The following is a 6,967-nucleotide window of genomic DNA, read 5'->3' on the forward strand; positions in this document are numbered from 1 at the left end:
CAGGCCCCAAGGGTTCGGCTTCTTCCGTCCGACCTTCTGGTATTTGAAGTCACTGTTTTTTCCAAACCACGCGTAGTCGCCGAGCTTCGATTCGTCGTCGCCAAAAGAATACGCCGTGGTCGTGCCGGCGCGGCAGGCGTATTCCCACTCGGCTTCCGTCGGCAGCCGGTAGAACTGCCCGGTCTTCGCGCTGAGCCATTCGCAGTATTTGTTCGCCGCATGCTGCGTCATGCTGATGGCCGGATAACCGTCGCGTCCCATTCCGAAACTCATTTCGACATACGGCTTGGTCGGACGCGAGACCGCATCGGAAACCTTGTCCACATAAGGATCGGTCTGCATTGTCTCCTTGAATTTTCGCTCTTCGTCGGGATACATGAACAGCTCGAATTCGTTCCATGTCACTTCGCATTGCTCCATCCAGAATGGCGAAATCCTGACCTTGTGCGCCGGGCCTTCGTCCGGCTTGCGGCCCGGTTCCGTGTCCGGGCTGCCCATGGTGAACTCGCCGCCGCGAATCGGCACCATGGCAAATTTCACCGGCGAGCCGGGAATGTCATTCGTGTAAGGCTTCATCTGCGCTTCGCTCGTCACGTCCAGCCGCGACATAATCAGTTTGTGGATGTTCGCCACGACTTCCGTTTCATCACCGGTGGGAGCAGCCTCCTGTTTGCGGGCGATCAACGGCGGGATTCCCTCCGGCCACCCGGCGCCCTGCTCAATCCAGCGCCGCAACAGGTCCGTCTCCTCTTTTTTTAGCGGATCGCCTTTCGGCGGCATGTGCTTGTCGTCGTCCGCCGGCGCAATCGTGCTGGTGTAAAGCGGACTTTGATCGGGTTTGCCGGGAACGAGGGCGGTGCCGTTATCCCCGCCTTTCAAAGCCCCTTCCTTCGTGTCGAGGCGAAGCGCGCCCTTCGGCTTTTCGGGGCCGTGACAGCGGATGCAGTTGAACTCAAGGATGGGCCTGATCTGTTGGTCAAAATCAACCTTGTCGGCGGCCAGCAGTGGCGAAACCGGGTTGGCCACCAGCGCTGCCGCGATCAATGTGAGGTGTCGTTTCATGCTTTCTTAGCTGTGCGGGCGCTACTGTTGACGTTGCCGGTTTTCTTGTCAATCTGTTGACGCACCATGCCGGAGAGAAAATTCAAAGTAATCCCCCTGGCGCTGGGCGCCGCGCTACTCACGGTGCTCGGCCTGATCGCTTACGCGCTTTTCGAACTTAACCGGCCGGTTCCCCGTCCGCCCCTGCCCAACCCGAATGGTTATGACGATTTTGTTAAGGCAGGCCAGAGCCTGATCGGTGACCCAGGCAACTATGGCACGATGACACAAGAGGAACTGCGTTCGCTTGTTGCAACGAATGCCGCTACTCTGTCTCTCCTCCGGCAGGGATTGACACGGCGCTGTCGCATTGCGCTCGGCTTCTCCACTAGTTACCTGAGCATCCGGAGGCCCGAGTTAATGACCACCAAGAAACTCGCCCAATTGCTTGTCGCGGACGGCCGGTTGGCGGAATTTGGACACCGCACTAATGACGCAGCAAAAATGTATCTGCAAGCGATCCGCTTCGGCAACGAAGCTGTTCGCGGAGGGGTGATGATAGACCTACTCGTTGGGTCCGCTTGTGAAGCGATCGGTGTTACTTCTCTACATAAAGTGGTGAATGACCTCGATGCGCAAAGCTGCTTTGCCGCAATCGAATCACTGCAAGAAATCCAAGGCAACAGAGAAACGCTTGCCGATGTTCTGCTCCACGAGCGGGAATGGATGCGACGCAACTCGACTTTGCGTGAACGGCTCCAATCTTTGATTCCCATTCCGTCGCTCAATCCGGTAAAACGCGTGGAGCAAGGGTTTGCCACCACCGTGCGGGCTCGCGAATTCAAACTTGATCAACTTATGTTCCAACTGGCGAGTCGGGCCTACGAAATCGAAGTCGGCCAGCGTCCCAAAACGCTGACGGATTTAGTTCCAAAATATCTAAAGACCGTGCCAGTTGCGCCGAAAACCGGAACAAATGATCCGGCTCTCACTTGGCGGCTATTTAGTAGCCCGATTGATAATCGGCAATGAGATTGAAATTATGCCCAACTTCCAAACAGCACAACTTTCCGAACTCCCGGCCGAACGTTGCCCCTGCGGTTTCACCCGGCGGGCATTCGCCGATTCGACCGCGAACGTTGCGAGCCTTCATCTGGTGGAGATCGAAGCCGACTCCCAAACGCATTACCACAAGACAATGACCGAGATTTACCTCGTGCTCGAGGGCGAAGGCGAGATGGAGTTGGACGGACAACTGATTCCGGTGAAGCCGATGACGGCCATTTACATCAAGCCCGGCTGCCGGCACCGCGCCATCGGCCGGCTCAAAATCTTGAACATCCCCGTTCCTGCATTCGACCCCAACGACGAATGGTTTGATTGAGAGCGGCCCGCATGAGAATCCAAGACCGGTCGCGCCCGCCGCTGCCAAACCTCCCCGTCACGGACTGATCAACCGATAAAACTTCGCCGAACCGCTGATCGTCTCGGTGAATTGATTGTTCGATGTGGCGATGTCCGTCCATGATGCGGTGTTCAGATCGGTCTTTGATTGCAGCCGGTAGCCGGTCACCTGTGCCGGCCAGGAAATCACCACCGAGTTGCTCGACGGTTGAATCGTCAGCGCCGGTCCGGTCGGCGCTCCGGCCTGAACCAGCCGGAAGAACATGTTCGCCGCCGTGATCTGCAGCGTAACGTGGTTCGTGTTGACGGTGTTGATCGCCACATCCGTCCAGTTCGGTGAAGAGAGGTTCGTTGTCATCTGCAACTGATAGCCCGTCACCGGCCACGAGATGTCAATCGTCCCGCCCGTGTTGGTAAGGGTCATGGTCGGCCCGCCGCCGGTTGAAGCGCTGACCGTGATATTCACCGGACTGGACGTGCTCACGCCGCCGCGATTGTCCGTTGCCTGCGCCGTCAACGAATAACTCCCCGCAACCACGTTGTTCCAGGTAAAACTGAACACGCTGTTGCTGGCGTTGGTGGCCGTTCCCAGGAGCGTGGAACCGGCGAAAAAATCCACATGCGCCACCGCACCGTCGCTGTCCGCGGCGGCGGCGGCGATGGTGATGCTGGCGGGCTCGGTGAAGGTCGCTCCATTCGTCGGACCCGTGATGTTCACCGTGGGCGGCGCGTTCGGTGGCAATCCAACTCCGCCCTCGGCAGTAAGATTGTCGAGAGAACCGATGACTCCTCCCGGGTCAAAAAATGACCCCCAGAACGCGTAATACCCGAACCGGTGAACGCTCGGGCCCGGCAGCGGAAGATCGGTCAACATCTCCGTTGTCTGACCGACCTGAAGGGGCGCGCCGCCGGCATTCGTTCCCTGAAAAACTTTTGCCGTGATGTGGGCGGTGGCATTGGACACGGCGGCAAGATCAGCGACGGTCGGCGTCGTAAAGGCAAGCTGGAACGACGCGAAATCGGTTGCGGAGTAGTTCGGGCCGGCGGCCGACACGGCTGAGCGGGAATCCGCCGCGGATCCGTCGGTATTGAACAAATGATTGAAGCTGAAATTCGAGTCGGCGTTCGTTGCGGAAAAATCAATCACCGAAATGGTGAAGGACGTTTCGGAGAGAAACGAAGGGTCGATGGGAGTTACGTGGAACGCGATTCCGTTGCTGGAGGCCAGGTTCAACCATCCCATCACGCCGCCACAGTTTGGATAATTATCGGCGTCCGGCCGAAAATCGGAAGTAACCGTATAAACACCGCTGGTCGGAGCCAGGTCCGCTGCGTACCAGGCGGACCGCACGGCGAATGTGCCGGTGTCGCCGATTTGGGAGGCGCTCAGAACCGAGTTTGAAACCACGTCGAGAACCACCACCGCGTTGTCCGGGCTGTCATTGAACGCGTTGACAAGCTGAACCAGATTATTCGTCGAACTTCCGTCATTCACCGTGGCCGACGAGGAAGAGAAGGGCAGCCCGAGTGCGCACGCCAGAAACAATCCGAACTTTGAGGGCGAATTCATGGATGACAGGTTTTGGTTCGTTTCACGCCGGATGAAACTCATTCCTTCGCGTTTGATCCGTGGACGCACGAAGCTATTGAGGGTGCAGTTCAACGTCAAGTTTTCTGTCGTCACCCCGGCAAAACCGTCCGTCACGACGCGCAGAATCGTTCAAACGCGCCCCCGAACAATTCTCCGACATCGCGTTCGATGTCAGCCGTCGTCGGCTCCCAGCCCACGCGCCGGAGATCGGCGTATTTGTCCGCCAGAACGCGCGCAAGGATCTCCCGAAAATGACTCCACTTGTAAACGAGCTGGTCGAGCACGCGGGCGTCGGACTGCTGCGGCGTGACACTGAGCCCGATCAGTTCGAGGCGCATGCGCGTCATTTCCTCGGCGACCGACGGCACGTTGGTGAACCACCAGCAGCCGAACACGTGCAGGTTTCGGAACTTGCGCGCCAGCACGCACAACTCGTGCTGGTTCTCCCGCGAGAGCACGGTGGCGAGGAATTTGTTCTCGGGAAATCAGGCGCAGAGGTTTTGCAAGGCCTGCAGATTGCTCCGGCCCACGCCGTCGCCCGCCAGCCGCAGTTGCGGGTTGACGCCGCGCTTCACGCCCAGCATCAGCGCGAACGGCAGGCCGGACTCGCGGCAATGGGGCAGCACGGCCTTCTCCAGCAACCGGGCGCAATCGGTTTGTTCAGGGAAATCGAAATCCGGCGGCAGCGAAACCATCAGATACTTCGCGCTGATTCGCTTCGTCCAATCCGCCAGAAAACGGCGGACTTCACCGATCACCTGGCCGGACAACTCGGCGCCAGCGTGGTAGCCCCACGCCGCCAGGCGCGGGGCGGCACGCGGCCAGTCCAGCAGCAGCGGATCAATGCGCAGGGCGCCGACAAAGCGCTCGTCCCGTCGAAATCTATTCTGCCATACCGGCCGCTCCAGATCGTCGAACGGCGAATTGGTCATGCAGATTTTTTCCACGTTCGCCGATTCAAGGCAGCGGGTGACGTGCTTCTCCAGGTTTTGTCCGGCGAACCAGCGGCGCAGCGCGCTCAGATCCCTCTTCCGCACGTCGAGCCCGAGCAAGTTGAGCGTCGTCAGCACGCCGCGGCACGCCTCGGAAACCGGCGAGTGCCGGATGAACAGCGTGCTCCAGATCAAATCCGCCTGCCGTGTTTTTGAAAGCGACCAGAATTGCTCGCTGGGAATTTCAAGGCGCCGGAATGCCTCGGCCACGAGGTAATGATACGTCAGCAGGTCATCGATTCCCCACAGTAAAAGATACTTGAACGCGGGATCATACAGGTGCGTGTGAATATCGAATACCGGCGTCGCCGCGACGATTCTTTCGACGCGCTTCGCCAGCGCGCGCCGTTCCGGTTCCGTTATTGTTCCCGTCATTGCCATAAATGATTTCCGGCGCGCCGATAAACTGCCGTTTGCCCGCGAATGCTCAACCGATTTTGCGCAGCGACGCCCTCGCTCGCCTGACCCAGACGCGTTCGCGCTTCCTCTGAAATGCCGGCGCGTGCGCGTCGTCCGAAACGACTTCCCGCAATTCCACCCGGGCAAGCTCCGCCTCCTGCTTCTGCAGGTAAAGCTCCGACAATTGCACCCGTGCCCGGGCATACGAATGGTCCTCCAGGACTTTTTTCCAGGTGGCGATCGCGGCGTCCGTCTCGCCCAGCGCGGTTTGCGTTTCGGCGAGGGCCATCAACGAATAACCGTAGTCGTGCTTTGGGTTTTCCGCGCAAACCTTTTCCAGCAGCGGACGCGCCTCGCCGGGATTCTTTTTTCGCAGCAGGCACTGGCCCAGGTGCGACCGCGTGTCAATGTCCTCGGCGTCGCGTTCCAGTGCGGCGCGATAACACGCCTCGGCGAGGTCGAGTTTGCCTTGTTGAAAATAAACGTCCCCGAGCTGCGAATGGTGATGGGCCTTGTCCAGGTGATGAATCTGCGCCTCGAGCTCCTTGATGCGGCGGCGGTCATGAGCGCCCGGCAGTTCAAAACCTCGTGTTGCGGACGGCGCCGCGCGATAGACGAAAAAAAAATAAAGCAGCGCGCTCACGCCCCAGCCAAAGAAGATGAAGATCGCCCAGATCCATTCCTCGCGCCTCGCCGCGTCGATAAACATCCAGACCTGGAACGCGGTCATCACCAGGACCGCGGGATTGGTGAGCAGGAACTCCCAGTTGGCCACGTCGGAAATCAGCGAAGCGAAGAAGCAGGGTATCGCGTGCGCCGCGGTGAGCATGTCGGCAAAATTACGCAGCCGGATTGCGCTTGCCAACAAAGTTTTTGCCGATGACTCACAATGCGTTGGCATCGCTCCGTTTTCGTGGTATGGACGGTGCGTGAAGCAATTCTTCGCGCCCAATCTGGATGGCAAGGGCCGGCTGGTTCGCGCCTTGTACGGCGGGGTGATGATCGCCGCGGCATGGTATTTGAACCGGACGGGTCATCCATGGTTTGCCGGCGGGGCGGTCCTGGCCGGCGGGTTTGCGTGGATCGAGGCCGCGCGCGGCTGGTGCGTCGCCCGCGCCTGTGGCATCAAGACCCGCTGGTAATTCCCGCAATGCGCGGCGTGAAAAGCACTCCCTCCCGCACGCGCCCGGCCATTCTCCGCCGCGCCTACACGATCATGCGCGGACGTTTCGGCCATCAGCGATGGTGGCCCGGCGACACTCCGTTCGAGGTCTGCGTCGGGGCGGTCCTGACGCAAAACACGAATTGGTCCAACGTCGAACGCGCCATCACAAACCTGAAAGCCGCCGGCGTGATGGAACCGAATAAACTTTTCGCGCTGCCGGAAAAGAAACTCGCCCGGCTGATCCGGCCCGCCGGTTACTTCAATGTCAAGGCGCGGCGGCTCCGCTCATTCCTCCATGTGCTGGTCGGAGAATTCGCCGGCGATTTGCACAAGCTCTTTTCCGGCGAAACAAAGGAAGTGCGCGAACGTCTGCTG

9 protein-coding genes are annotated in these 6,967 nt (G+C 59.4%); 4 read left to right on the forward strand and 5 right to left on the reverse strand.

All coding sequences use genetic code 11. The features are described 5' to 3' along the window. The coding region (locus VN887_11735; GenBank protein ID HXT40674.1) for an SUMF1/EgtB/PvdO family nonheme iron enzyme at window positions 1-1,062 on the reverse strand (1,062 nt) is incomplete at its 3' end. 66 nt (window positions 1,063-1,128) lie between these two features. On the opposite strand from VN887_11735, the gene VN887_11740 reads away from it, so the two are divergent. Both VN887_11740 and VN887_11745 read left to right on the forward strand, forming a co-directional pair. Then, on the forward strand, window positions 1,129-2,073 hold the full coding sequence (locus VN887_11740) for a hypothetical protein (GenBank protein HXT40675.1): 945 nt from the start codon (window positions 1,129-1,131) through the stop codon (window positions 2,071-2,073). Window positions 2,074-2,083: 10 nt separating this feature from the next. Then, on the forward strand, window positions 2,084-2,425 hold the full coding sequence (locus VN887_11745; GenBank protein HXT40676.1) for a cupin domain-containing protein: 342 nt from the start codon (window positions 2,084-2,086) through the stop codon (window positions 2,423-2,425). Between the two features lie 57 nt (window positions 2,426-2,482). On the opposite strand, the gene VN887_11750 is transcribed toward VN887_11745, so the two are convergent. From VN887_11750 to VN887_11765, 4 genes are all read right to left on the reverse strand, one after another. After that, window positions 2,483-4,015 carry an Ig-like domain-containing protein gene (locus tag VN887_11750; protein HXT40677.1) on the reverse strand — a complete coding sequence of 511 codons (1,533 nt, stop codon included), beginning with the start codon at window positions 4,013-4,015 and terminating at the stop codon, window positions 2,483-2,485. Window positions 4,016-4,146: 131 nt separating this feature from the next. Further along, entirely contained in the window at window positions 4,147-4,494 is a 348-nt protein-coding gene (locus VN887_11755) for a hypothetical protein (protein HXT40678.1), read from the reverse strand. A 27-nt stretch (window positions 4,495-4,521) separates the two neighbouring features. Beyond that, entirely contained in the window at window positions 4,522-5,403 is an 882-nt protein-coding gene (locus VN887_11760; GenBank protein HXT40679.1) for a hypothetical protein, read from the reverse strand. Between the two features lie 52 nt (window positions 5,404-5,455). Beyond that, entirely contained in the window at window positions 5,456-6,256 is an 801-nt protein-coding gene (locus VN887_11765; GenBank protein ID HXT40680.1) for a tetratricopeptide repeat protein, read from the reverse strand. Between VN887_11765 and VN887_11770 the strand changes: the two genes are divergently transcribed. Together VN887_11770 and VN887_11775 are read left to right on the forward strand one after the other, a co-directional pair. Next, window positions 6,255-6,569 carry a hypothetical protein gene (locus VN887_11770; protein HXT40681.1) on the forward strand — a complete coding sequence of 105 codons (315 nt, stop codon included), beginning with the start codon at window positions 6,255-6,257 and terminating at the stop codon, window positions 6,567-6,569. The two genes, VN887_11765 and VN887_11770, sit on opposite strands and share 2 nt — an antisense overlap. A gap of 8 nt (window positions 6,570-6,577) precedes the next feature. Then, window positions 6,578-6,967 (forward strand): endonuclease III domain-containing protein (locus tag VN887_11775; GenBank protein HXT40682.1); only part of this gene is annotated, 390 nt, incomplete at its 3' end.

The organism is Candidatus Angelobacter sp., from assembly GCA_035607015.1.
In the GTDB taxonomy this organism is placed as follows: domain Bacteria; phylum Verrucomicrobiota; class Verrucomicrobiia; order Limisphaerales; family AV2; genus AV2.